Below are 22,411 nucleotides of genomic sequence, written 5' to 3'. Positions count from 1 at the left end.
AGAATGGCTCACTTCGGGCCGCGGTGATGTGGGTTCTGCTCCGGAACATCGTTCGCGGAGTTCTTGCGCACGGCGCGCCGCCGGAACGCTTTGTCGACCTCCATGATCACGAGAAGACCCAGCGCCAGAAGAACGCCGACCGCCAGTTCGGCCGCGCTCAGAGGTACGGTGCCGAAGATTTCCTGGGCGAACGGCAGGTAGACCACGGCGAGTTGCAGGACGAGCGCGACCAGAATCATACTCACCAGAACCCTGTTGCCGCGCAGCCCCGTTCGCCAGACCGGCTCGACGAACGAACGGCTGGCGAGGGCTCGCGCGAGTTGGATGAAGGCGAGGCTCGTGAACACGATTGTCGCTAGGAGGGCCTCGGCTTCGGGAGTGATCGAGCCGCTGTCGCCGCCCGCGCTGTACCAAACGACCCAACCTACTGCGATCAGCGCCCCCCCGATCACCGGACCCAGCCAAGCGATCTGAGTCCCGATGCCGCGACTGAGGATGCTTTCGGTCGGCTTGAAGGGAGGCCGTCGCATCGTGTCCCGCTCGGCCCGCTCGACGCCCATCCCGAGCCCCAAGAGGCCATCCGTGAGCAGGTTGGACCACAGAATCATGATCGGGAGAAGATACAGCGGCAGTCCGAAGAGCGGCGGGATTGCCACGATCAGCACTTTCGCGAAGTTGCCTGAAATCGAGAAGCCCACGAAACGGCGCACGTTGTCGTAGACGACCCGCCCCTCCTCAACCGCGGCCACGATAGTGGCGAAGTTATCGTCGAGCAGAACGACCTCGGCGGCCTCTTTGGCGACATCCGTTCCTGATCCCATAGCCACACCGATGTCGGCCTTCTTTAGTGCCGGCGCGTCATTCACCCCGTCACCGGTCATCGCCACGATTTCGCCGTTGGCCTGCAGCGCCTCGACGATGCGCAATTTGTGCTCGGGAGACACTCGCGCGAAAACGGAGGTGGTGCGCACTGCGATGCGCAATGTCTCGCTGTCCATCTGCTCGAGCTCGCGCCCGGTCAGGGTGAGGCCGTCCGGTTCGGCGATGCCGAGATCGACGGCGATGGCACGCGCCGTGCGGGGGTGGTCGCCGGTGATCATGATGGGGCGTATTCCTGCCGTCGCGCAGCGCGCGATGGCATCCCGAGCTTCCGAGCGGGGAGGATCAACCATCCCGATCAGCCCGAGCAGCACGAGACTCTGCTCGGCCTCCTCCCCCTTCCCCGACGGTGGGAGTTCCTCGAGGCCGCGTGCGGCGACGGCAAGCACTCGGAGGCCTTTTTCGGTCATCTGCTCGATGGAGGCGCTGAACCGAGTTCGAGCTGCGTCGTCCAGCGGGCGGACACGCCCGTTCTGCACGATCCGGTTGCAGTGCTCTGGGATACCATCTCCGGCACCTTTGACGAGGGCGAGGAAGGGAGCACCCTCTGCAACCGTCATCAGCGTGTCAAGAAGACGGGAACCACCCTCAGGGGTGCGGTGCAGTGTCGTCATGCGTTTTCGGGTCGAGTCGAAAGGCACTTCGCCCACTCGCGGTAGTCCCGAGTCGAGATCTTCCTTGCTCATGCTGAACCGATCCGCCGCGAGCACGAGGGCGCCCTCGGTCGGATCGCCGACGGCTTCAGGATGTTCAGATCGCCGGTCCAGGACCGCGTCGTTGCAGAGGGCTGCGGCAGCGAGCAGAACCTGACCGTCATCATTGAGTTCGGGGGTCGCGCCCGCTGCGAGGTCGAAGCTGTCGCGCGGCGTCTCGAGCACAGTCACGGTCATCCGGTTCTCGGTCAGCGTGCCTGTCTTGTCCGAGCAGATGACGGTGACGGAGCCGAGAGTCTCCACCGCGGCAAGCCGCCGCACCAGCGCCCGGCGGACGAGCATCCGTTGGGCGCCGAGGGCCAGCGTGAAGGTCAGCACAGCCGGCAGACCCTCGGGGACGATTGCCACGGCGAGCGAGACCGCGGTGAGGAGAATGAGCGAGGTCTCCTCCCCGCGGAGAAGGCCGGTCAGGAAAACGAGAATGGCGACTGCGACGGCAACGGCGGCGAGAAGCTTCGCCAGCTTGTCGAGGCGTTTCTGCAGAAGCGTTCTCTCCTGCGGGACTTCCTGGATCAGGTTGGCGATGCGTCCGAGTTCGGTGGCCATGCCCGTTTCGACGACGATGGCAGACCCTCGCCCGTAGGTTACGGAGGTGCCCAGGAAGGCCAGATTGGTGCGGTCTCCGAGAGGAATGTCGGTGCCCGGAATCGGGTCAGTGGTCTTGTCGACCGGTTCGGATTCCCCCGTCAGCGCGGCTTCCTGGGTGCGCAGATTGATGCTTTCGACGATGCGCACATCGGCCGGAATCACGGATCCGGTCTCCAAGCGCACGAGATCGCCGGGCACGAGTTCGCGCGCCGATAGCTCACGGACCTGGCCGTCACGCACGACGCGCACGGTTGGCGCTGCCATTTGTTTCAGCGCGGCGATCGCCTTCTGCGCACGGTACTCCTGCACGACCCCGAGAACAACGAACAGAACGACAATGGCGATGATGGCTGTGGCGTCGATGGCCTTGCCCAGGGCCGCAGCCAAACCGGCGGCCACGACCAGGATCACGATCAGGATGGATGACACCTGTTCCCACAGAATGTTCCACACCGACCGACCGGCGCGCTCCTCGAGTTCGTTGTAGCCGGACTCCTCCAGGCGATGAACGGCGATCTTCTCGTCAAGGCCCCGAGTCGCATTCGTCTGCAATCCGGTTATGACGACCGCGACTTCCTGGTCGTGCCAGGCGACCGTTTTGCCCACAACAGTGCTCATGATGTCTCCGCCATTTCATCCTTGTAGTGGTGGTAGCGCGCGAGAATATCCGGTTTGACCCGCTTGAGTTCAGCCGCAGGAAAGCGAGCGAGTAGCTCCCACGCACGGTCGAGAGTCTCGACGAGCGTGCGTGACACACCGGACTGGCCGACAAAACGCTGCTCGAAGTCCTCGGCGAAGGCCAGAAACCGCCGATCCTCTTCCGAAAGGGCCGACTCGCCGACGATCGAGCAGAGTTGGCGCAGTTCCCGACCTCTCGCAAAGCAGGCATAAAGCTGGTCGGCGACCGCTGAGTGATCTTCCCGGGTGCGCCCCGCACCGATGCCAGCGTTCATGAGCCGGCTCAGCGAGGGCAGAACGTCAATGGGCGGGCTGATGCCTCGCCGATGGAGATCCCGCGACAGCACGATTTGTCCCTCGGTGATGTAGCCCGTCAGATCGGGAATGGGGTGACTGATATCGTCGTCGGGCATCGAGAGGATCATCAGCTGGGTAACCGATCCCCGGCGGCCACGCACTCGCCCGGCACGCTCGAACAACGACGCAAGGTCGGTGTACATGTATCCCGGATAGCCCCGCCGACCCGGAATCTCCTCACGAGCCGCGGCCACCTCACGAAGCGCCTCGCAGTAGTTGGTGATATCGGTGAGGATAACAAGCACATGGCGGTCTTCCTCCCACGCGAGGTACTCGGCGGCCGTCAGCGCAGCTCGGGGTGTGAGCAGGCGTTCGACCGTCGGGTCGTCGGCGAGGTTCAGAAAGAGCACCGTCCTTTCGAGTGCGGCGCTGTCGGCGAACTGACCACGGAAGTAGGCAGCCTCGCGTTGCGTGACCCCCATCGCTGCGAAGACGACCACGAAGTCCTCGTCGCTTCCGAGCACCCGCGCACTCGCGGCAATTTGCACCGCCAATTCGTTGGCGGGCAGGCCGAAGCCGGAGAAGATCGGAAGTTTCTGACCGCGCACCAGAGTGTTCAGGCCATCAATCGCCGAGATGCCGGTCTCGATGAACTCGGAGGGGTGATCTCGCGCGACCGGGTTCATCGGCGCCCCATTCACGTCGCGCTCGGCTACCGCCAGCAGCGGGGGGCCGCCGTCGATCGGTACGCCGGCACCGTCGAGGATCCGCCCGATGAGGCCGGGTCCGACAGGCAGTCGGGCGAAAGCACCACGGGTGCGGACGACAGTCCCCTGACGGTCAAGACCGCGGGTACCCTCAAGCACCTGCACGGTCATCTTGTCGCCGCTTACCTCGAGCACTCGACCCCGTCGGACGTCTCCGTCGGGCGCGATGACGTCAACCAGTTCGTCGTAGCCGACGCCCTGCGCCTGCTCGGCGATGAGCAGCGGGCCGGACACATAGGTGACCGTTCGGTGGTCGATGGAGAGCTTCGGGGCGGGGCCGGCTTCGGGCACTGTGGATTTCATCGGAGTTCCTCAAGTTGGGTACGGATGCGAGCGGTCAGATCATTCGAGAGCTGAGCCATTTCGGCTTCGGGCCAGGCGCGCATGCGCCCGATCTCGAGCAGCGTTGGAACGGCCGACGCGGTGTCCGGCGCCACCCCGCGTTCGACTGCCGTCGCCAGTGCATCGTGCGCTGCGTGAATTGCGGTGAGCATCGTGTGCTGCTTGGCGAGCGAACAGGATGCGTCGCCCTCGTCGAACGCGGACTGTTGCAGAAAATCCTCTCGGAGCAGCCGCCCGATGGTGAGAACCACGCGCTGTGGCGCCGCAAGCGCGTCTGCTCCGAGGAGCTGCACGATTTCCAGCAGTGATGTCTCGCGTTGCAGCATGTCCAGCGCCCACGCCCGCAACACTGGCCAGTCCGCGGAGACCTCGTCGGCGAACCATCCGTCGAGCTGGTAGAGGGTGTAGCTGCGAGTCCAGTTGATCGACGGAAAATGACGACGCCTCGCCAGCGCGGTGTCAAGGGCCCAGAATGTCCCGGCCAATCTCAGACTGTGCTGGGTGATGGGTTCCGAGAAGTCTCCGCCAGCCGGGGAGACCGCACCGATGACGGTGACTGAACCTGTCCGATTCTCATCACCGAGGCAGCGGACGGCGCCGGCCCGTTCGTAGAATTCAGCCAGGCGGGTGGCGAGGTAGGCCGGGTAGCCCTCCTCCGCCGGCATCTCTTCCAAGCGGCTCGACACCTCCCTCAGCGCCTCCCCCCAGCGGCTGGTGCTGTCGGCCATCAGCGCAACATGCAGGCCCTGGTCGCGGAAGAACTCCGCAATGGTGATCCCGGTGTAGATGCTCGCTTCACGGGCGGCCACAGGCATATTCGACGTATTCGCGATCAGCACCGTTCGCTGCATCAGCGACGTCCCCGTGCGTGGGTCGACGAGCGCCGGAAACTCCTCGAGCACCTCTGCCAGCTCGTTGCCGCGTTCCCCGCAGCCGATGTAGATGACAACATCCGCCGTCGACCACTTTGCGAGCGACTGTTCGAGCACGGTTTTGCCCGTGCCGAACCCTCCCGGGATCGCCGCTGCGCCACCCCGAGCGATGGGGAAAAGAGTGTCGATGACGCGTTGGCCGGTCACAAGGGGCACCTCGAGAGCGAGTCGCTGCGAGGCCGGCCGAGCCTGGCGCACGGGCCAGTACTGCAGCATCGCCACTTCCTCGTCGCCGACCGTTGCGACCGGTTCGCTAACTCGCAGGAGGCCGGTGCGCAGGTTGCGAACGATTCCGCTCACTCTCGGCGGCACCAGAACACGGTGCGCCATCGCCGCATCCGGCACGGTTCCGAGCAGGTCGCCCGGCCCCACCTGGTCACCCTCGCGAACCGCCGGCGAGAAGTCCCACCTGCGCTCGCGATCCAACGCTGTTGCGCGGGCCCCGCGCGCGATGGTCGCGACGGCATACGGGTCGTCGCCGCGCCTGGCGAGCTCCCTCAGCGGTCGTTGCGTCCCATCGAGGATCTGGCCCAGCAGCCCCGGCCCCAGCTCGACCTGGAGCGGCTGGCCGGTATTCACGACAGGTTCGCCGACCGCGAGGCCCGCGGTGTCCTCGTACACCTGGATGACGCAGCGTTTGCCGTCGATCCGGATCACCTCGCCGGGGAGTTGGGCCGTGCCGACTAGCACGACATCGTAGAGCCGGGCGTGGAGGCCTATCGCCTCGGCCACGGGGCCGGCGACCCGCCATAGGGTTCCGGCGTCGGTCAGGGTTTGTGTGTTCATTACCGGCCTTCTGAGTCGAATGTGATTTCGTAACCGACTGCCTGCCACAGCCGTTGGAGGAGTTGTTCTCGCCGTCCGGAGTCGCCGTGCGGACGCTCCCCGGAGGGGAGTGCGACAACGAGTGGGGGCAGGGTTCTTTCGATACGCCGGAGTAGCGGCGGGTCGAGGGACGTGTAAAACGGTTCATGCACCGCGATCACGCCCACCTCCACGCCCTCGTCGAGGAGTTCGCGGAGTCTCGTACCTGCCGCCTCGGCATCGGCGACGACCATCACATCAGCACCGGCCAGGCGGTACCCGACGGCCAGTTCATCGACCGTCATTACCAGCAAGCGAGAACGCGCATCCGCTGTCACGCTCATCATCGTCGGGCCTTCGGCAAGAGAAGCTGCCCATCGAGGTCACCCGGAGAAGTCCCCAGAGCAGCGCCCTGGGCCAACACCCGGAGATTCCGCGTCTCCAGTGCCAACTCGGCGACGTAAGCGATCGGAATGGCGATACCCGAGGGATCTCCGCGGCGAAACAGCGAGATCTCGTTCAGCACCCGCTGCTGCTCCAAAGCGCGCTGAGTCCTCGCGACGTCGCCGTCGCGCGACCAGGCCTCAAGCGGGCTGTCAAGGTAGCGGGCCGACGCGGAAAGAAGTGCAGCAGCCTCGGTGTCTTCGGCCTGCCTCAACGCCGATTCCAGTGTGGAGGTGACGATTCCGCCACCGGGTAGCCAGGGTGCGACGTCGGGCAGCTTGGACATTTCGCGACGGGACAGTGCGGAACGAAGTCGCAGCAGCGCGATCACGTTGGTTTCGTCGACGCTGCGCGCAAGCGAGGCGCGGAGGTCGACGGCCTCTCTGCCAAGGTCATCAAGTTCGCCGACAACCCATCCCGTGTGGGCTGCAGTGATTGTGCTCTCAAATTGGCCGAGGTTGCCATCACGTTCGTAGGTGGCAAAGGCGTCCACGGTGGCGCGCGCTGTGACGACGTCGGGCAGCTCCCAGCCCGCCAGCAGCGAGACAACAGCAGCCGGCTCGTGTTGGCGAACCATTTCACGGACCAGGAGGTCGGTGAAGGCGCCCACGGGGATGATCTCGTCGAGCACCTGCTCTTCGTCTGCGCTTCGCAGAGCACCACGCAGCAGCACGAGCAGATTGTGTAAGTCGAATCGGGCCAGCAGGAGGTCGACCAGGTGTAGCGCAGTTTCACTGTAGAACCCGCGCATCGACTCGAGTTCGCGGGCTTCGTGCCCTCGAAGTGCGGCGTTCAAAAGCCGCACGCCGCCGCCGCGGGCAAGTGCAGCTTCGGCCTCGGCTCGGAGCGCCGTCGAGGCGAGCGCACCCAGAAGGCCGTCGACGTCGCGTCCCATCAGTTCGGAGAGCTGCTTCTCCCCCATGCGATCAAGCCGCCGGACCCGGAGCCGGGTGTTTCCGTACTCGAAGCGGGGACGCACCCGCAGGATCGCCATCAGCTGCTTTCGCTTCCCGCAGTGACGATGGTTCGTGCATAGAGCATCCGAAGGCAGGGTTCGGCATCGACCAGGCGCTGTTCCAGAGTGTTGATCACAGTGCGGCCATCGGGATCGACCGCGTGGATCCCACCCCAGGTCGATAGTGACGCTTCAAGCGTCACGGGGGGAACGGTGCTCGCCAGCAGCTCCTGAGCAGTGATCGCATCGCGGGGATCCACCCGGATCAGCACGGTGCCAGGGAGTGCCGCGATCGCACCCTGGATGAGCTCGCCCAATAGCCGCGGGTACGCCGGTGAGTGCCGGGCTGACCTCAATTCCTCCGCGAGGTCCGCCCGCAGCGCGAGATAGGCCTCTTCGCGAGCAAGACGGACTTGGCGGACGGCGGCAAGACGGGCGGCTGCTATTCGCCGGCCGGCATCGACCTGGGATTCGGCCGTGGCCCGCCGTTCGAGCTCACGCTCAAGCGCGTGCGCCCTGATGGAAGCCTCAGCGACCGTGGCGTCCGCCTCAGCTCGCAGCGCTCGCAGGTCCGCCGCGATCTCGTCGTCGGCTTCGGCCTGGATGGCCTGAAGCAGGTCTGTGAGCGGCATCAGGCCGGCAGCAGGAGGATCGCCATAGCAGCCACGGCGAAACCAAGGATGACCAGGGTCTCCGGGATCGCGACCAGCAGAATGGCCCTGCCGGCGAGTTCCGGCTTCTCGGCGATGGCACCCATGGCTGCCGCGCCGATTCGGGCTTGAGCCAGCCCGGTTGCCAGCGCCGAGATGCCTACTGCGAGGGCCGCGCCGATTGCGATGAGTCCGATTCCAATGTCCATTTTTTTCTCCTGGGTTATGAGTGTGATTTTCCGAACGGGATGAAGGCTTGACCGCCGCCAATAAAGAACTTCGAGAAGAACTCGACGTAATGAAGTCGTAGCGCTTGGATCATGGGGCTGAAACCTGCGAGAGCGAGGTTGAGTACGTGAAAGAACGTCGCGACGATGATGCCGAGCCAGAGCGGGCCCACGGTGGCGAGCTCGTTGGCGACGATGGCGAGGTATACCGACGCAAGGCCGACGGCGGCCAGCCGCAGATAGGAGAGGATGTTCCCAATCGCGCCGAGCAGCTCCAGCGGCGCCATCATCAGCCCGAGAGTGCCGTGGAGCGACATCACGAGGACCAGGCCGACCACGGTCAGGGCTATTGCCGGCGACATGAATCCCGGCGGCAGGGCGCCTGCCGCAAAACCGGCCAGACCCAACATCCCGCACAGGAAAGCGAACGTTCCCACCCGATCGAGAAGGTGACGGTGCGCGCGGTCCCGCCACGATTGCCACATGCCGAGGACAACGCCGAGCAGTACGTGCGCAGCCCCGATCGCCAGTGCGAACAGCAGGAGCGGCTGCAATGCGTTTGCGTCGCCGCGGTAGAACCACAGCGAGAAGTCACCGAAGAGGTTTTTACCGAGATTGCCCAAAGCCTCTCCGAAGAGGAAACCGAAGATGATCGCCCAGATCGCACCGAACACCAGAACGCTGCACAAGTCGGCGATACCGGGGGAAATCCTGCCAAATTTCCGGCGAGCCCAGAGGCCGACGAGAAGAAGAGCCGTGCCGTACACCACATCGCCGACCATCACGCCGAACATCAACGGCAGGAAAAGCGCCATCAGCCCGGTGGGGTCCAGACTGGCGGCACGGGGGTTGTCCAAAAAGCGGGTCAGAAGTCCGAACGGGCGCGCCACCCGGCGCTCCTTCATCAGCACCGGTGTGCTGTGGGCACGTTCGTCGTGAGGTAGTTCCTCGATTGCGAGCGGACCCATCGAGAGAGCGGCGAGTGCCTCGTGGAAACGAGCCACGTGTGGGCGCGGAACCCAGCCGACGACGGCGAATGCGCGGTCGGTTACCCCGGCCCTGGCGGCGGCGGCGAGTTGTTCGAGTTCCGCGCGAGCGCCCGCAAGCGTGACGTGCCATGCCTCCACGTGCGGGCCGATGAGCTCCTCCAGCACCTGATGCGCGTCAGCGAGCTCCCGCGGAAGGGCATCCAGCCGCGTACGCATCCCTGCCAGAGCTCCGAAGAGAGACTGCCCGGAGTAGGCGCTTGGGAGGGGCAGGTGCCGAACGTGTTCCTGCCCCAGGAGGGCGTGCAGGCGTGCGCTGTCGCTGTGTGAGAAGACGAGCAAACAGCCGATCGCATCCGTGCCGACCCGGGCCGAGGTGAGATCGAAGCGCACTCCGAACACCTCGGTCAGTTCGCGCCGTAACGTGTCGACCAATGTGTCATCCGACGTATTCAGTACCAGAGCCGCGGTGTCCAGCCCGAGTTTCTGTAACTCGTATTCGGGGAGGGCCGCAAGCTCTGGCACCAGTCTCGCCAGTTGCTCCAGCGGGTGCAGGTACCTGGGCAGCACCGCCAGCTCATCCGTGAGCGAATCAAGATGTTGGGCGGCTCCCTGTACCAGAATGCTGATGCGGTCGAGCTCGGCCTCGACGTCGGCCAGGTCGACAGCACCGCTGACGGGATCCGGGTCCCCACGGAGACGAGAGTCACCTCGATCATCGCTGCCGACGAGTGAGAGCAGTGCGTCGAGGCGGGCGACGAGGAGTTCAAGACGCGCCTGCGTGAGGGAGTTGGCGTCATTCAAACCGGCGGCATCGACATCGAGCGCCGGATCGCGGGCAACGTCGACCAATTGCATGCCCTGGAGACGGTAGATACCTTCGAGAACCGCGCTCAGTTCTTCGCGACGGCCCGCGATTTGCAACTTGGCCATGGGGATCAGCATCGGCTAGGCATCCGAACGGTCGAAAGTCTCGGGAGCGGCTACTGCCCGCATCTCGGCGAGCAGGGCGGCTCGCTCGGTGGTCAGCCACAGGTGCAGTGCAGCGATCTCGGCGTCCGCTTCCGCTCGGATCGACCCGGTCTCGAGCTCGCTGGCTGAACTCACTTCCTCGCGGGCGCGCTCCGCGGCACGCGAACCACGGTCTTGGGCTTCGGCAATGAGGCGATCAGCCTCCCGCCGGGCGTCCTGACGGCTCTCAGCTGCAAAGGCGCGGTGCTTCACGGTGTCCGAGAGCGTACGCTCCAAGTCGCGGATGGCGTTGATCGCTCCCGGCATTTTCTGCACACCTCGGGTGGTCACGCGACAACCGCCATTTCGTCCGGCTCATTCATCCGCATACTCTTCGCGCGCATCAGGCGGACCCGGTCCTCCAGCTCGCGTTCGTCGAGAACCAGGGCGATGAAGTCACGTTCGCCTTCGAGTCGGGGTACCACGACGTTCTCCAGTGCGCTCACGCGCCGGGTCGTGCTGGCGATCTCTTCGGCCAGGCGACGCAGAGTGAGTTCGACCGCCGCGAGATCCAGGAGCCGGTCAAGTTGACGCTCGAACGCGTCGCCGGCGACATCGACTCGCGCCGAGGAGAATGGCAGCCCGTAACCGCGGGCCATGCTCGACCGCGCCACCGGGTCGTGGGACAGTTCAGCGATCCGGACCCCGGCCACGGAGCGAGCGGTGAGCTCAACACCGATGCTTGCCGACGCGGCAATCGCGGCGGATCCGACATACTCCGGTCCGTCAAGAGCCAGGGCCTCTCCCAGCGACCGGCGAGCGACTCCCGCGCCGCGCTCGAACTCGCGCATTGCCTCGAGAACGGATGTCCCGAGTCGCTGAAACTCTCGCATCAGGGCCGCACGCTTCTCACTGAGAAGGTCCCTGCCCTGCACGGCGAGTTTGATCTGGCCGCGTCGTGCCAAAAGCTCGCTGCGCGTTGCACTCACATGTTCCATGCAGTCAGTCTTGCGGTGTGGACGTCGGCCACTCGAGACACGACCGGATGAAACCTCAGGTAGACGCTGGAGCCGATCGGAGGTCATCCGATCGACTGTGCAGAGCTCTGATCAGGCCGCTCTGGAACGCGCCGGCATCGGCAGGCACACACGGACCCGCGTACCTCGGCCGTCTGTTCCGGCGCCGTATTCGAAGGTTCCGCCGATCGCCACGGCGCGCTCGGCGCTGGAGGCAAGGCCGATATGCCCATTCAAGGGAGCCCGCTCGACCTCGCTCGAATCGATTCCCACTCCATCGTCGACCACGATCAGCTCGACCGTGTCGGCCAATCTTCGGATGGAAATCGACATGGACGTGGCGTGAGCGTGTTTGACGCAGTTGGCGACCAGCTCGCGGGCGATTGCGAACAATAACTGATCGTGCACGCCGCTCGCCGCTGCCTCGACCTCGACGGAAGCGTCGAATCCCCCGCGATCGCCCGCACGTGCGGCGATGGCGTGAATGGCACCACGCAGTCCGACTGGTTCGAGAAGATACGGGTGGAGGTCGAAGACGGCCTCCCGTATTTGAGAGATTCCGCGGTCCAGCCCCTCACCGATCAAAGCTGCATTGTCACGCCCCTCAGACGCCAGGAGGTGGCGGGCGGCGAGAAGATTCTGAAGTGCGTGGTCGTGCAGCGACGTCGCCAATAGTCTTCGCGCCTGGTCTTCCGCATCCAGGGCTTGCGCCACAAGACGGCCGCGGACCGCCAGAAGCTCAGACACTTCACGCGTTCGGCGCGCCAGAATCGCCGACAGAACGCTTGCAGCGGAGCCGGTCCAGGCTAGAAAGAGAATCTGCGTGATTTCGAAACCGACGGCATCCCTCGGGACCTGGGCAAATTCCGGATAGGTTACGGCGATGAGGGCATACAGTGACAATCCAGCCGCCGAGAACGCGGCCGTCAGACGGGGGCTCACGAGCAGCGCCGCACCAAGGGGTAACAGGAAGAATGCGTAGCGAAGCTGGGAAAACGGACCTCCGGAGGTCGCCACAAGAGCTGCGATCAAGACAATGTCGACTGCGACGAGAACAGCCGGCGTGCTGAGCGGCCGTCCACACACCTCCGAGACCATGGCGGCAACAGCGTAAAGGGCCGCCAACGCCAGCAATGGGGTGAACAGGGCTTGATTGGCCTCGGGATGTTCGACCAGCCGCTCGGCCAGAAGGAATACCGGCACCGCAGCCAGTCGGATGACGGCGAAAGCTCCGCTCTGGCGAGACATCAACCGGGGTCGCGACGTCATTCCAACAGCCTGCGCCGCATCCCCTCCGCAACGGCTGCGGCTCGATCCGAGACCCCGAGCTTCTCGTACAGTCCCTGAAGATGACTCTTGATCGTCGGCGTGGACAGAAAGAGGAGTTGTGCAATCTGCGGTGCGGATCGACCCTCAGCGACGTGCACGAGGATCTCCAGTTCACGCTTGGACAGCGTGGGGCGCTCCTGTGCTCCCCGGAGACGGATTTCGGCTGCCAGAGAAGCTTGCACTTCCGAACCGAGCACTGTCTCGCCCCGGCTCACGGCGCGGATCGTGTCCGTGAGAAGTTGTGGATCGACGCTCTTGGAGAGGTAGGCACTGGCACCCACGGCCACAGCGTCGAAGGCCACTGATCCGTCGACGTAGGCCGAAAGGAGGATCACCCGGGTCGAGAGCCCATCGCGACACACAGCATTGACCACCTGGAGGCCATCCAAAACGGGCATTCTGACATCGAGAACTGCGACATTCGGGGCCAGCTCGCGTATCAACTCCATCGCCTCGCCACCATCCGAGGCCTGGCCGACAAGCTGGAAATCACCCTGGTCCCTGATCGTCTGCTCCAGCGCACGCCGAAACAGTGGATGATCATCGGCCACCACGATTCGAACTCGAGGACCTACGGTTCGCATGCAAAAAGTTTAGCCTCCGTGGGCTGAAATCGGGCGGTTCAGACAGCATCGGACCCGAAAGGTGGCCGCCGGCGACGACTCGAGTGCCGGCATTTGCTCGACCCGGCACAATTGAACCATGAACCCGCTCCCCCGCAGCACCAACGAGGCCGAGGGAATCTCCTCCGCCGCCATTCTCGATTTCATCGCCGCGGCGGAGGCGCAGCTCGAGAGCCTGCACAGCCTCATGGTCGTTCGACACGGTTGCGTCATTGCGGAGGGCTGGTGGTATCCCTTCGCGGCGCAGCATCCGCACCTCATGTTCTCGGTGAGCAAGAGCTTCACCTCGATCGCCGTCGGGCTCGCCATCGGCGAGGGCCGGCTCACGCTCGACGACCTCGTCGTCGACCTGCTACCAGACGACCTGCCCAAGCAGATCCACCCGCACCTGGCCGCGCTGACTGTGCGCCATCTGCTCACCATGACCACGGGGCATCCCACCGACACGGTGTCGCTCGCCGACGACTCGCACGGTGACAACTGGGCGCGCACCATCCTGGCCCAGCCCCTCGAGTTCGCGCCGGGCACCCACTACGTCTACAACAGCGGCGCGAGCTACCTGCTCTCGGCGATCCTGCAGCGGCTCACCGGAGAGCGCCTGTTCGACTACCTCACCCCGCGACTGTTCGACCCGCTCGGCATCATCGGCGCCACGTGGGAGTCCTGCCCGCGCGGCATCGACGCCGGCGGCTGGGGGCTCTCCCTCACGACCGAGCAGCTCGCGACCTTCGGCCAGCTGCTGCTGCAACGCGGCGAATGGAACGGCACGCGACTCGTGCCGGCGGAGTGGATCGACGAGGCCACCCGGGTGCAGGTGGACACGTCGGGCACCGAGCACGACGTCGACGGCCGTCAGGGCTACGGCTACCAGTTCTGGCGGAACCGGCCGACCGGTTACCGCGCTGACGGAGCGTTCGGTCAGGTCTGCCTCGTGCTTCCAGAAACGGATGCCGTGGTCGTGCTGACTGCGGCGCTCCCGACCGCGCAGCGCGCGCTCGATCTCGTCTGGGAACACCTGCTGCCCGCTTTCACCGACCAGCCGCTCGCAGAGATACCGAGTGGTCTTGCCGGAAAGCTGGCGGGCCTCACCCTGCCGACCGTCGTGGGCGAACCCACGTCACAGACGGCGGCGCGGGTGGCGGGCGTCCGCTTCGACTTCGACGATGCGGACGTGACCGCGGTAACTTTCGAGCCGGGACTGCTCACGATCATCCGTGGCGGCGTGGGCCAGCGGCTAGCCTTCGGCCACGGCGAATGGGTGGCATCCGCCGATGCCCGGGTACTGGCGAGCGGCGCGTGGGTCTCCCCCAGCACTCTGGTCGTGCGGGCGCACAACGTGGGCACGCCGTTCTCGCGCACGTACACGCTCGAGTTTCGGGATGACGCGTTGACCCTGGATGTCGATCAGAGCGTCGCGTTCGGGGAGCTTCCGCGGACTCACCTAGTCAGCCGGTAGCTGTGCAGATCCCCGTGGTTCCGTGCCTGAACGTGCCTCGCATGATGGCGATCGCGAGGAGACACGGCCAACTACACGGCGTTCGGTATTAATCCGCGCAGATAGGCGCGAAGGACTGGATCACAGACATAGACGATTTCGTCGCGGACTGAAATTTCGTCCATGCCGCAAACCTAGCAGTGTCGAGTTCCATCGGACTTTGGCGGCAGATGCGAGGCCTTCCAGCGAAGCCTTGCTGGTGGCGAACTTCAGCCTGCCCACAATCGCCACTAATGGGTTCCGGGGCCCGGAAGCCCCGGCGCGCTGGCCCGGAACGACCCGGCCGCTACCCCTCGATCCCGAGCTTCGCGGATCCGCCAACCACATCCCGGTCCCCCAGCGGCTGCGCCGGCCGTGCGTTGTGACTGTGTGCCTTCAAGTGTGCCGATCTGCTCCGCCGACATCGAGATCGGCGTGCTCGTCACGACCCACTGCACATCCTCGGTGCACGGCGGTGTGGTCAGACTGCCCGAGTACTCGTAGTTGTCCAGCGTCCGCGGCAGCACGGCCGCGATATCCATTGTCACGTCCTCGTCGTCAGCCATATGCGTGGCCCTGTCGATGAACGGCGCCAGGACGCCGGATGTTTGCCCCTCGGCCACGAGGATGCCCAGCACCAGTGGATTGCCAGCCGCATCCGCGTGCACCAGGTGCAGCTCGGCCGCCGCCGGCTGGCCGTTCACGGTGTGCTCCGACGGCACGTGGGCGTGCATCTGCTGCAGACTGTACTCGTCGCCGGCGAAAGTCAGGGTCTCGCCCTCGCCGTCGGCCTCGAACTCCACCGCGTGCCCGGTGTCGAACACATCGGCCTCCGCGTCCTCCGCGCTCAGCTGGATGACCGAGCTCGGTGCGGGCATGGTCGCGGGCAGGTCGATCGGGGACTGGGCGGTGCCCGCGCCGCAGGCCGCGAAGCCGGGGTCCACCTCCGCCCACGATGCCGGTCCGCTCGCGCCGTCGCAAGACCATCCCGCCGGCTCCGCCACCGGTGGCTTGCTCGACTCCGGCGCGGGCTGGGCGCAGCCGACAAGGGTGATCGCGGCCACCATGAGAGCTGAGGTGATGAGCCAGGGTCGTGCGGACATGGGAACTCCTGGAAAACGGCATAGAAAAACGCCACACCGAACATGTGGCGTGACCACTCTTGTGACAGAGCTGCTTTCCCGAATTATCCTCTCGCTGCACCCGGTCTACGGTCACCGCCGATCTCATGCAGTGCGAAAGCACCTCGCCTGAAATCCCCACGCCCCTGCCGGACATCCCTCAGTATGAGAGTTGTGACCGACACCGATCGCGAGAAGCGGATGCATAACCTCGCCGTGCTCGTCGTCGACCCTGTGCGCCGCTATCTGCACCGCCGCACCGACGCCGCGACGGCCGACGACGTGATCGGCGACACTCTGCTGGTGTGCTGGCGCCGCCTCGACGAGGTGCCCGACGACGCACTTCCCTGGGCGATCGTCGTCGCTCGACAGTGCCTCAGCAACGCTCAACGCGCCGAGCGCCGGCGCATCCGTCTCATCGGCCGCATCATTGCCATCGACCCGCCGCCGGCCGCTGCGGACGAGAACCCCGCAGCATCCACCGTCGATGGCGCCGCCAAGACGGCCCGCGTGACCACCGCCCTCGCCGGCCTGCGTCGAAACGACGCGGAGATCCTGCGGCTGTGGGCATGGGACGAGCTGAAAAGCCCGCAGATTGCCGTCGTGCTCGGCATCAGCGCGAACGCAGCGGCGATCCGCCTACACCGTGCGAAGGCTCGCCTCAAGCAGGAGCTACTGAAATCCGGCGACCCGACCGGACATGTACCGTACGACGAAGGGAGCGAAGATGCACGACGATGACCGTGCGCTGCGCGATCAGCTGCGTGCCGCCGATCCGGCCCGCACGCTGCCCCCTGCCTCGCCGACTTGGCTCGACCACAGAATGGAGCAGATCATGACCGACCAATCCCCTATCACCACGACCGTCACCCCCACGGCGCCGCGACGCGCCTTGCGGCGGTGGATGCCGGTGGTCGGCATCGCCTCCGGCCTCGCCATCGCCGCCGCAATCGTCGTGCCCCTCGTCGTCGTCGGTCCGGAGCCCACCGTCGAGGCGTTGCAGCCTCCCATGGACGGAGGCCTCGCGAGCGGCAGCTGCCTCAGGCTCGAGCCGGCGACCGTCGCGGCGCAGGAGCAGGCGTTCGCCGCGACGGTGCTGCAGATCCAGGGCGACACCGTTCTGCTGGAGGTCAGGGAGCGCTTCGCTGGCGACGTCGCCGACCGCGTGGAGGTAACGCAGGTCGACGCGATGACCTCCGACTTCTCGGGCGTGCCCTTCGTGGTCGGCCAGAGCTACCTCGTCGGCGCAGTCGATGGAACGATCACCGGCTGCGGCGTCACCGGGGCCGACAGCGCTGAGCTTCGCGCGGTCTACGACGCAGCGTTCCCTGGCTGATCCACGCCCGCGAGCGGATGACGGGACCGGTGCCGGAATCGTCACATCTGGTTTCGGACCCCGCGGCGGTCAGTGAGACCGTTGTGTCGTGCCCCGGAAGAAAACGAGTTTGCCGGATGCGACAGTAACTCACTGCTGCGCCGGGATAATCTCCTGGCCGATCAACAACGATGTCCGACCGGCCGGTCGGTTTGCATCTAGGATGGTCCCATGGATCGTCGGTCACTTATTCTCAGCGCAGCCCGAAACCTCACTCTCGAGCGCGGTGTTGTGCCGTCCTTGAACAGCACCGCGAGTGCTGCGGGGGTGTCGAAGGGCGGACTGATCCATCATTTTCCTTCGCGCGCGGCTCTTGTTCAGGGCTTGGCCATCGGGGCGTTGGAGGAGCTCGACGTAGCGATGCTTGCGGCGTCGATGGAGGGCCGGGCGGCGGAAGCCTGGCTCAGGCTTTCCGTGCCGACGGGTGATGACGTGGCTCTGTTCCGAGCTTTAGCGGTCGCGCACCGGGCGGTCGAGTCGCCGGGTGATGACGTCGCTACCGCCGCGCAGGAAGCCGGCTCTCGGTGGGAGGCCATGATTCAGAAGGAAACGGGCGACGTCACACGCGCGCGGGTGATCCGCCTCGTCGGTGACGGACTCGCAGCCAACGTGATCGCCGGCATCGAGCCTGCCCCCACCCCCGCACAACTCGACGCACTCCTCGACGCCCTGATCCCTCGACCCGGTGGTGCGTCCAGACAATGAGTGGAGCGCTACTGGGCGCGATTGCCGGCCTAGCGGCCCTCGACGCCTTCAATCCTGCGACCATCGTCGCCGTCACACTCATCCTGCTTGTTGCACCCAGTCGGCCCGGACTAACGGCACTGGTGACCATTCTCGGCGCGGCCACAACCGTGTTCGTGGCGGGTGCAGCACTGTTTCTCGGCGCTAGCGCAGCCGCAGGCGCCGTCGGCGGCATTGTGCTCGCGCTGCGCTATGTCGCCTTCGGGGCAGCGGGAGCCGCGGTGGTTATCGCTGGCGTTCGACGCTTCCGAACCCGACCCCGCAAACCCATCGAACTGCCCACGTGGTTTACCCCGTGGACTGCATTCCCTTTTGGCGCACTACTCACGGCCGCCGATCTGCCCAACGCGTTCCCCTACTTCATCGCTATCGAAAGGCTCCTCGACGCGCAAGCCAGCACAGGTGAAGCGCTCCTGGTGCTGGCCGGGTATACGGTCATCTACTGCCTACCCTGCCTAACGCTCCTAGTCATCGGCCTGCTCTCTCGCCAACGAACCCATGCGCTCCTGGCCCGCATCACCAACAGACTCGGAACCGGAGACGTCCCAGCGTCACATCCGGCGGCGATCGCGCTCATGACCCTTGGTCTCTTCGTCGGGACTCTGCCTCTCTGGGCTCTCAGCTAACATCGTCCGCCCCTTCTTTCTGGGTCTTCATCCTGTCTGGCCATTCGCGACGCATGGGTCCACTACCTCCTCGGTAGCTTCATCGAAGTGGTACTTCTCATCGCCATTGCCGTAACCGCATGGAAGTGGCCGCCGACTCAAGTCGCATACTCACCGACGTAGGCAACCAACGCGAAGAGCCCGCGTCACAGTCCCACGGACATCCACTCGCGGGAGCAACGACGCCGGGTGCACTGTGCTTGCTGCGCCAATTCCATGAGCGCGGTTGATGTTGCCGGAGATGGGCACTAAATTGTGGATTCCCTGAATTTAACCGTCGTCTTCACGCTTTTCTCCAGTCCAGCCAGTCCATATTCGACCTCACTGCCAACAAAGGGGATGTCCCTTGGATTCATTGAGAAGGCTCACAACCGTCGCACTCGCGGGGTTATCCGTGTTCGCTTTGGCCGCCTGCGGAACCGGAACAGCAGTAACCCCCAACGCGTCCGACGCCAGGGCGAGGTTAGCTCCAGCGGTCGCAATCGTGCCGACAACGGTCGCGTCTGGCGCATTCAGTGAGACGGCGCAGGTCTCCCTTGGGAAGGACGGGGCGCGCTCTACGGCCGGCGCGGCCGGAAGCGGTGACGTGTACTTCCCCAACGCCGGCAACGGCGGGTACGACGTCCAGCACTACGACCTTGCCCTTCGCTACACGCCGCCGACGGAACCCACGGTCCTCACAGGCCGCCTCAGCGGCGTCGCGACCATCACACTCCGCGCGAAGCAGGATCTGCAGTCGCTTAACTTCGACTTACGCGGCCTCGACGTTTCGTCGGTCCGGGTGGACGGCAAGGCGGCGGCACACGGGAAAGCGCAAGGCAAAGACAGCGCCGAGTGGTCACAGGAGCAGGACAATGCAAACCGATACTGGGAACTCACCGTTGAGCTGCGGCCGAAGCTCGAAGCAGGACAGACGACGACCATTGTCATTGAATATGGCGGGATCACCGGGCGGCCACTAGACACCACCGGGGCCCTTTACGGGTGGGTCACCACTGCTGATGGCGCGATGGTGGTCAACGAGCCCGATGGAGCGGCGACCTGGTACCCCGTGAACGACGACCCGGAAGACAAGGCAACTTACAGGTTCCGCATCACGGTGCCGGCCGGTAAGACAGCTGTGGCAAACGGGCTGCCCGCCGGGGCGCCCAAGACAAAGGCCGGCTGGACAACATGGACGTGGCGGGCATCCGACCCGATGTCCAGCTACCTGTCGACGGCGAGCGTAGGCGACTACGCCTTGTCCCGCGACGTGAGTCCGGACGGTCTGCCGATCATCAATGCGATCGACGATGGAGTGACGGGCGCGCCTCTTGCAGAAACAGCGGCGGCACTCGCGCTGCAGCCCCAGATGATCACCTTTCTGGAGGCCCAATTCGGGCGATACCCGTTCGAGTCGTTCGGCGCCATTGTCGACGACGACTCGGTCGACTACGCCCTGGAGACTCAGACCCGCCCGGTGTACTCCGAGGTCGCGGACGAAAACACAGTGGTGCACGAACTGGGGCACCAGTGGTTCGGCAACTCTGTGACCCCGGCTGATTGGAAGGACATCTGGCTGAACGAAGGCTGGGCGACCTATATCGAGTGGCTCTGGGCAGAACATCAGGGCACCGCATCAATTTCCAATCAGTTCGCCGACACGGTGGCATACCTGGACGCAAACGACGGATGGGCACTCAACATCGCAGACCCGGGTCGCGACAGCCTCTTTGCGAATCCGATCTATCTGCGAGGCGCGGCTACCCTGTACGCATTGCGCGCGAAGATCGGTGACGACGCGTTCTTCGCCGGCGCCCGCTTGTGGCTGACTGAGTACGACGACTCGAATGCGACCACTGCGGACTTCGAAGCCGTAATGGAAGAGAGCTCAGGCCAGCAACTCCAGACTTTCTTCGACGACTGGTTGCGCGAAGGCGACCGCCCGGCAATGCCCTAGCCACCAGCGCAGTCCCTGGCAAGGAGAACCCGAAGGTTCACGGCTCGATGTGCCCCGAGCAATCGAGCCCGACTGACTTCATGCGCCCGGACAAAGTGAAACACACAGCGTTCGAGACCATCCGACACAGGTGAACACAGAAAAACAGCCGGAGCTACGGCGCTGAAGAAGAACTCGCAGCCACACGAAACCGCAAGATCCACTCAAACCAGAAATCGTTCCTGAGAAGCCTCAGGTGCGATTTCTCTATATTTGCCTTCACTGATCCGGTTGACCGACGACTCTATCCAGTAGCGCTTGCCGAGGTTGGTCTTCCGGCAGCGTCAGGCCTTCACATCTCCGCGCCATCCGCCGTCGGAGGTTCCCTTCGCCTCGATGAACTCCTTAAAGTTCCTGAGGTCTTTTTTAATGGCGTGATCGTCGATACCGAGAGCGGCCCCAGCCTTCTCAAGCAGCCCTGTCGCCTCCCAATCAAGCTGTACCGTCACCCGTGTCTCGTTCGCGGCCAACTTATGGAACGTGACAACTCCCGCGTGGTCAACCTGGCCGCCGGTGCTGTTCCAGGCAACACGCTCGTCAGGGTGCTGCTCAGTTATCCGAGCCTCAAACTCGCGCTCCACGCCACCGACTTTAACCTTCCACTCGGTGAGAGTGTCGGTCACCTGCGTGACGGATTCAACAAAACTGAGAAACTTTGGAAACTCCTCGAATTTTGTCCACTGGTTATACGCGACGGTAACGGGAACGTTGACGTCGACAGTCTCGATGGCGTTGGGCATGATGACCTCCTAATGCGAATTCGACGGATGAAATAGTTTCTGCAATCCCATTCACAGTACCGAAGGCTAATCCAAGGTCAACCCGGGTAAGGAAAAACTCGCGGGAACGAGAAGGTTCCTGTGCGTGGAACCTCAGCAGCGTGAACAGGCGATGGGACGGGCTGAACGACGGGCGAGGGAGACTCTTCAGAATCTCTCTCGGTCCCAGGGCGAAGGGCAACCAAAATGCACTTCAGATCGATGACGATCGCGGCCGTGGGGCTAAGCGACGTCGCCCCGGCACCCAACTCTTGCATGCCGTGCAGAATCGCCTCGACTGCCGCTACGGCGGCATCAAGGGGTGCGCTATCACGCGGGCCATCGTCCGGGGCACGCAAGGTTTCTGCGACTGCGTGCAGGGCATCGCTGAGAACCGGAGGCAGTTCGGGCGGCAGCTCAAGGGGAATCGGTTTACCCCAGATCATGCCCGCAAAAACCTCGGACAGGTTGCGCACGTGAAAGGTGACCTTCTCCAGGGCCGCGAGGCCCTCCTAGTCAACAACAAGATTTCTGCGGTTGAAACGAGCGCGAGGGTTACCCTTACGACTCTCATCGGCGCGTTGCACAGCCGACCTGACGTCTCGTGCCGCGTCCGTGAGTGCGCTGCCCCTGGTCGCCCGGAGTTCACGCTCGGGAGGCAAACTCCCAACCAAGGCCACGCCGATATCGCTGAGGTGCGTGGCGAGGGTGCCTCAAAAACTGCTCAACCGCTCGACCTCCGCCCACAGTAAGCCATCGCATGCCTCCGATAAGGGGGCCGAGGCCGATGACCAGCCAGATCGTCTAAACGCTGGGCTCGCTCAGGATGAGCACGGCCCCGGCGAGGGCGATTCCGAAGGCCAGCCCAGCGAGGGTTTGTAAAGCGCTGCGGAGCGAACGCATGAGGGTTGGGTGCATGCTCAGAAGTGCGCCCAGCGGCGCGTAGTACCGCAATTCCTGAGCGTTTCCAGGGAGGAAAGGGAACGGTGTCCAGGCAATCGCCACAGCAACAGAGATCTCGGTGATCTGGAGGAATCGCGGAGGTTGGAGACGACGACGAACCGACGCCACCGTCTCATGCCGCTGCATCTCTTGCGCTGCTCATTCAAAAAATT

At 64.6% G+C, this 22,411-nt stretch carries 21 protein-coding genes; 6 read left to right on the top strand and 15 right to left on the bottom strand.

Annotated features, from left to right (window positions below):
* Positions 1–8: 8 nt before the first annotated feature.
* The 12 genes from E3N86_RS02255 to E3N86_RS02200 all read right to left on the bottom strand — a co-directional run bounded on the left by E3N86_RS02255 (position 9) and on the right by E3N86_RS02200 (position 13,112).
* Positions 9–2,798: a cation-translocating P-type ATPase gene (locus tag E3N86_RS02255; RefSeq protein WP_134511245.1), complete on the bottom strand. Its 2,790-nt coding sequence runs from the start codon at positions 2,796–2,798 to the stop codon at positions 9–11.
* Positions 2,795–4,225 (bottom strand): V-type ATP synthase subunit B, encoded by a 1,431-nt coding sequence (locus tag E3N86_RS02250; protein WP_134373438.1) that lies wholly within the window; start codon positions 4,223–4,225, stop codon positions 2,795–2,797. The genes E3N86_RS02255 and E3N86_RS02250 overlap by 4 nt, the downstream gene beginning before the upstream one ends.
* Positions 4,222–5,982: a V-type ATP synthase subunit A gene (locus E3N86_RS02245; RefSeq protein WP_134373436.1), complete on the bottom strand. Its 1,761-nt coding sequence runs from the start codon at positions 5,980–5,982 to the stop codon at positions 4,222–4,224. The genes E3N86_RS02250 and E3N86_RS02245 overlap by 4 nt, the downstream gene beginning before the upstream one ends.
* The gene (locus E3N86_RS02240) at positions 5,982–6,305 is read right to left on the bottom strand and encodes a V-type ATP synthase subunit F (RefSeq protein ID WP_158250282.1); all 324 of its coding nucleotides are present in this window, start codon (positions 6,303–6,305) and stop codon (positions 5,982–5,984) included. The genes E3N86_RS02245 and E3N86_RS02240 overlap by 1 nt, the downstream gene beginning before the upstream one ends.
* A gap of 38 nt (positions 6,306–6,343) precedes the next feature.
* Positions 6,344–7,438 carry a V-type ATPase subunit gene (locus E3N86_RS02235; protein WP_134373434.1) on the bottom strand — a complete coding sequence of 365 codons (1,095 nt, stop codon included), beginning with the start codon at positions 7,436–7,438 and terminating at the stop codon, positions 6,344–6,346.
* Entirely contained in the window at positions 7,438–8,031 is a 594-nt protein-coding gene (locus E3N86_RS02230) for a V-type ATP synthase subunit E (protein WP_134511244.1), read from the bottom strand. The genes E3N86_RS02235 and E3N86_RS02230 overlap by 1 nt, the downstream gene beginning before the upstream one ends.
* Complete coding sequence (locus E3N86_RS02225) at positions 8,031–8,258, bottom strand: hypothetical protein (RefSeq protein ID WP_198412860.1); 228 nt, start codon at positions 8,256–8,258, stop codon at positions 8,031–8,033. The genes E3N86_RS02230 and E3N86_RS02225 overlap by 1 nt, the downstream gene beginning before the upstream one ends.
* A 14-nt stretch (positions 8,259–8,272) precedes the next feature.
* Positions 8,273–10,195 carry a V-type ATP synthase subunit I gene (locus E3N86_RS02220; protein ID WP_166784977.1) on the bottom strand — a complete coding sequence of 641 codons (1,923 nt, stop codon included), beginning with the start codon at positions 10,193–10,195 and terminating at the stop codon, positions 8,273–8,275.
* 15 nt (positions 10,196–10,210) lie between these two features.
* The gene (locus E3N86_RS02215) at positions 10,211–10,564 is read right to left on the bottom strand and encodes a hypothetical protein (RefSeq protein ID WP_104101650.1); all 354 of its coding nucleotides are present in this window, start codon (positions 10,562–10,564) and stop codon (positions 10,211–10,213) included.
* Positions 10,561–11,211, bottom strand: a complete 651-nt coding sequence (locus E3N86_RS02210) for a V-type ATP synthase subunit D (protein WP_166784976.1) — start codon at positions 11,209–11,211, stop codon at positions 10,561–10,563. The genes E3N86_RS02215 and E3N86_RS02210 overlap by 4 nt, the downstream gene beginning before the upstream one ends.
* A gap of 111 nt (positions 11,212–11,322) precedes the next feature.
* Entirely contained in the window at positions 11,323–12,498 is a 1,176-nt protein-coding gene (locus E3N86_RS02205; protein WP_104101655.1) for a sensor histidine kinase, read from the bottom strand.
* Positions 12,495–13,112 carry a response regulator transcription factor gene (locus tag E3N86_RS02200; protein WP_198412859.1) on the bottom strand — a complete coding sequence of 206 codons (618 nt, stop codon included), beginning with the start codon at positions 13,110–13,112 and terminating at the stop codon, positions 12,495–12,497. The genes E3N86_RS02205 and E3N86_RS02200 overlap by 4 nt, the downstream gene beginning before the upstream one ends.
* A 148-nt stretch (positions 13,113–13,260) precedes the next feature.
* Between E3N86_RS02200 and E3N86_RS02195 the strand changes: the two genes are divergently transcribed.
* Complete coding sequence (locus tag E3N86_RS02195) at positions 13,261–14,637, top strand: serine hydrolase (protein ID WP_134373427.1); 1,377 nt, start codon at positions 13,261–13,263, stop codon at positions 14,635–14,637.
* Positions 14,638–14,906: 269 nt separating this feature from the next.
* Here the strand turns inward: E3N86_RS02195 and E3N86_RS02190 are convergent, their stop codons facing one another.
* Positions 14,907–15,758: a carbonic anhydrase gene (locus E3N86_RS02190; protein ID WP_134373425.1), complete on the bottom strand. Its 852-nt coding sequence runs from the start codon at positions 15,756–15,758 to the stop codon at positions 14,907–14,909.
* Between the two features lie 192 nt (positions 15,759–15,950).
* On the opposite strand from E3N86_RS02190, the gene E3N86_RS02185 reads away from it, so the two are divergent.
* The 5 genes from E3N86_RS02185 to E3N86_RS02165 all read left to right on the top strand — a co-directional run bounded on the left by E3N86_RS02185 (position 15,951) and on the right by E3N86_RS02165 (position 20,499).
* Positions 15,951–16,517 carry an RNA polymerase sigma factor gene (locus tag E3N86_RS02185; RefSeq protein ID WP_104101734.1) on the top strand — a complete coding sequence of 189 codons (567 nt, stop codon included), beginning with the start codon at positions 15,951–15,953 and terminating at the stop codon, positions 16,515–16,517.
* Complete coding sequence (locus tag E3N86_RS02180; RefSeq protein ID WP_134373423.1) at positions 16,504–17,112, top strand: hypothetical protein; 609 nt, start codon at positions 16,504–16,506, stop codon at positions 17,110–17,112. The genes E3N86_RS02185 and E3N86_RS02180 overlap by 14 nt, the downstream gene beginning before the upstream one ends.
* A 210-nt stretch (positions 17,113–17,322) precedes the next feature.
* A complete protein-coding gene (locus E3N86_RS02175) occupies positions 17,323–17,856 on the top strand; it encodes a TetR/AcrR family transcriptional regulator (protein ID WP_104101666.1) in 534 nt (177 codons plus the stop codon).
* Positions 17,853–18,521 (top strand): GAP family protein, encoded by a 669-nt coding sequence (locus tag E3N86_RS02170; protein WP_104101668.1) that lies wholly within the window; start codon positions 17,853–17,855, stop codon positions 18,519–18,521. Before E3N86_RS02175 ends, E3N86_RS02170 begins: the two co-directional genes overlap by 4 nt.
* 625 nt (positions 18,522–19,146) lie before the next feature.
* The gene (locus E3N86_RS02165) at positions 19,147–20,499 is read left to right on the top strand and encodes a M1 family metallopeptidase (RefSeq protein WP_241985917.1); all 1,353 of its coding nucleotides are present in this window, start codon (positions 19,147–19,149) and stop codon (positions 20,497–20,499) included.
* A gap of 323 nt (positions 20,500–20,822) precedes the next feature.
* On the opposite strand, the gene E3N86_RS02160 is transcribed toward E3N86_RS02165, so the two are convergent.
* Both E3N86_RS02160 and E3N86_RS17150 read right to left on the bottom strand, forming a co-directional pair.
* A complete protein-coding gene (locus E3N86_RS02160) occupies positions 20,823–21,278 on the bottom strand; it encodes an SRPBCC family protein (RefSeq protein ID WP_104101671.1) in 456 nt (151 codons plus the stop codon).
* An 822-nt stretch (positions 21,279–22,100) separates the two neighbouring features.
* Positions 22,101–22,301: a hypothetical protein gene (locus E3N86_RS17150; RefSeq protein WP_134401125.1), complete on the bottom strand. Its 201-nt coding sequence runs from the start codon at positions 22,299–22,301 to the stop codon at positions 22,101–22,103.
* Positions 22,302–22,411: the final 110 nt, after the last annotated feature.

The sequence above is a fragment of the Cryobacterium sp. Hz7 genome (assembly GCF_004402815.1).
Classification (GTDB): domain Bacteria; phylum Actinomycetota; class Actinomycetes; order Actinomycetales; family Microbacteriaceae; genus Cryobacterium; species Cryobacterium sandaracinum.
This window is presented reverse-complemented; position numbering and strand designations above follow the sequence as displayed.